The sequence below is a fragment of the Mesorhizobium sp. M7A.F.Ca.CA.002.04.1.1 genome (genome assembly GCF_004022805.1).
GTDB classification, from domain to species: domain Bacteria; phylum Pseudomonadota; class Alphaproteobacteria; order Rhizobiales; family Rhizobiaceae; genus Mesorhizobium; species Mesorhizobium ciceri.
Map to the genome: position 1 here is coordinate 1 of NZ_RZPL01000717.1, position 2,832 is coordinate 2,832.

Here is a 2,832-nt window from a genome sequence, read left to right on the forward strand (position 1 = left end):
GCATTCCGGGAGATCGGCGCGACCATCGTCGGTCACCGCAATCTGCCGCGCGCCCTCGACGCGCGTGGCGCGTTCTATCTGCACAACTATCGCGAACAGCTTGGCGAGGCGCTGATGGAGGGGGTCGAGATCGTGTCGCCGACCAGGCTGGTCGACGATCACCTGCAACTCGACCTCGGCGGGCGCACGATCGAACTGCGGGCATGGAAGGCGGCGCACACCGACAACGACCTGACCGTATTCGATACCACGACCAGAACGCTCTTTGCCGGCGATCTGGTGTTCATGGGCTCCTTGCCGACGCTCGACGGATCACTGCTTGGATGGCTCCGCCAGATGGATGCACTCACCGCGATCGACGCCGCGCGCGTCGTTCCAGGTCATGGTCCTGTAACGGCCGACTGGCCACAGGCACTGGCGGGGGAGCGACGCTATTTCGAGGTTCTGGCGCGCGATATCCGCAAGGCGATCGCCGACGGAACGCCGCTGCGCGAAGCAGTCAAAACCGCAGGCGGAAGCGAACGGGACAATTGGCACCTGTTCGACGATTACAACGAGCGCAACGCAACGGCCGCATTTGCCGAACTCGAATGGGAATAGACGACGCCGACATGCGCCAGGCGGCCGTAAAGCACGGCGATTTGCCAAGGCGTCGCCAAAGGCTTATCCTCAACGCCAGCCTGGGCACCACCTCTCTTGCATTGGTGGAGGCATCGAAATGCAAAATCAAGCTTACTCGAGCCGGCAGCTCGCCTTGCCGCTCGCATCCGTTTTCACCGCGATCATCTTGACCATCGGCACGTTGCTCGGCTCCTCGGGAGCCGCCAACGCACAGCAAACAACCGCGTCCTCGGATAGAATCTGGCATGACTTGAAGGGCGACGTGTTCGGCGATCGGGCAATTCTGGTCGATACCGGCGTCGTCCGGATCGAAGCACCGAAGCGGGCGCAGGATGCCGCCATCGTGCCCGTCGATATCTATCTCGATCCAGCCAAGGCGCCAGACGGCATCAAATCCGTTACCTTGATCATCGATGCGAACCCTGCACCGGTGGCGGCAACGTTCCAGCTCGGCAAGGATGCCGGCGTGACGCATCTGTCGACGCGCGTGCGCGTCAACGACTATTCCTATCTGCGCGCCATCGCTGAGACGCAGGGTGGTCAACTCCATATGGTACAGACCTTCGTCAAGGCGTCAGGTGGCTGCTCCGCCCCTGCGGTCAAGAACCAGGACGAGGCCAACGCGACAATGGGTCAGATGAAGCTGCGCCAGTTCCCGCCCAAAGAGACGATGACCAAGACCGAGGAACTGCAGTTGATGATCCGGCACCCTAACAATTCGGGGCTGCAGCGGGATCCGCTGACCCAATATTTCATACCGGCGCATTTTGTCCAGAAACTGTCGATCTCCCAAGCCGGCCGGCCGATCCTCTCCATGGAAGGTGGAATATCGATTTCGGAAGACCCCAACTTCCGATTCGATTTCACCGTGCACGGCAATGGCGAAATCCAGGTTGAAGCGATCGATACGGACGGCAAAACATTTCGCAATCAGTGGCCGCTCGAGACAGCGGGACTCTGAAGTCTCGATATCTTGCGCTGGACTGCCGGGTGCTTGCCACTTGATCCCGAAAATGGAGCTCGTTCGGGAAGATCACGCCCGGGCAGAGGACGGAGCTCCATCCGGCTTCCGGATGGAGCAGGCTCTAAAAGCAGCGCACGTCGGCTTCCGACTGCGCGCGCTTCAATTCGGTACGGGCTGCCTTCGCCGGTGCGCTTTCGCGAAACAGCGCCGCGCTTTCGCCTGTGGTCAAAGACATGCTCTTGAAAGTCTCGGCTCTCTCATAGTGGTCGTAGGGAAGGATCGAGGCGATGACGTCGATCGAGCAGGAACAGCTTTCCAGCGCCTGACGTGTCTGGCCGTTCGTCTGCATGCAGCCGAGCACGTAGTCGGCGATCGTTGCTGTCGGGTAATCACCCGCGGCGCCCGCCGGGTTTGCGAAGGCCAGCGGCGCGGCAAGGAGCAGCGGCAAAGTCGAAAATCCAACATATCTGATCACGGGAAAACCTCCGGTTAGCCTAGGCGCGATGCGCCCAGTCGGGATCACCGTGGCAGTTGGCAACGTGCAGCAGAGTCAGTCAAGCGCCCATGGCTTCCGTATGCGACCAAAGGAGGAATGCGGGGCTTGTCGACCGTGGTTCCGCATGGCGGCTCCGTGGCCTGCTCCACGCCCCGACTCCAACGATCATCTCATGCTTGGCCCACTATCGATTCCCAATGGAGCACGCGCATGACCATGCCGAGACATCGAAGCGAATACCTCCAAATAAAATCAACGCTTAGGCGAAATGTAAAAATCAAAAAATAACTAAATTTTATGCGCCCCATCGTTATTTCGCGGTCATAAATACTTTATCTAACAAATACCGTCCTGCTTATTTTCTTATATTGCACCGCATCATTTACGATATTGCGGTGCAAAAACACCAGCAGGCTTTTTTGCTTGCCTAGCCTTTTACGATGACATAGCCTCACCCTGTTTCCGGCTTCAAGGGCGTCACCGTCATTAGGGAGCGGCGACAGTCTTTCGTAGGCCAAGGTGAGGTGGGCAGTAACGGTGCCCTCTGCACATCTGGCTTAGGTCGTGACACGCTGCCGGAAATATTTCCCCCCCGTGAATCGCTTGGGCAAGCCCTTGTGGGCTCAGCAAATGATTCATCACTATGAACCTCGGGAGGAATTCGGATGCGTGTACTTACGAAAGCTACCTATATTCTAACCACTGCGGCGTTTCTGTCGCTCGGCGCGGCCTATACGGCGTCGGCTAATGA

3 protein-coding genes are annotated in these 2,832 nt (G+C 58.7%); 2 read left to right on the top strand and 1 reads right to left on the bottom strand.

Annotated elements, in window-relative coordinates; translation table 11 throughout:
* On the top strand, positions 1 to 600 hold a 600-nt coding region (locus tag ENZ75_RS27295; protein ID WP_128278454.1), incomplete at its 5' end, for an MBL fold metallo-hydrolase.
* A 118-nt stretch (positions 601 to 718) separates the two neighbouring features.
* Positions 719 to 1,582: a quinoprotein dehydrogenase-associated SoxYZ-like carrier gene (locus ENZ75_RS27300; RefSeq protein WP_063167845.1), complete on the top strand. Its 864-nt coding sequence runs from the start codon at positions 719 to 721 to the stop codon at positions 1,580 to 1,582.
* Between the two features lie 124 nt (positions 1,583 to 1,706).
* Here ENZ75_RS27300 and ENZ75_RS27305 read toward each other — a convergent pair whose 3' ends face one another.
* The gene (locus ENZ75_RS27305; protein WP_013532069.1) at positions 1,707 to 2,060 is read right to left on the bottom strand and encodes a hypothetical protein; all 354 of its coding nucleotides are present in this window, start codon (positions 2,058 to 2,060) and stop codon (positions 1,707 to 1,709) included.
* Positions 2,061 to 2,832 lie beyond the last annotated feature (772 nt).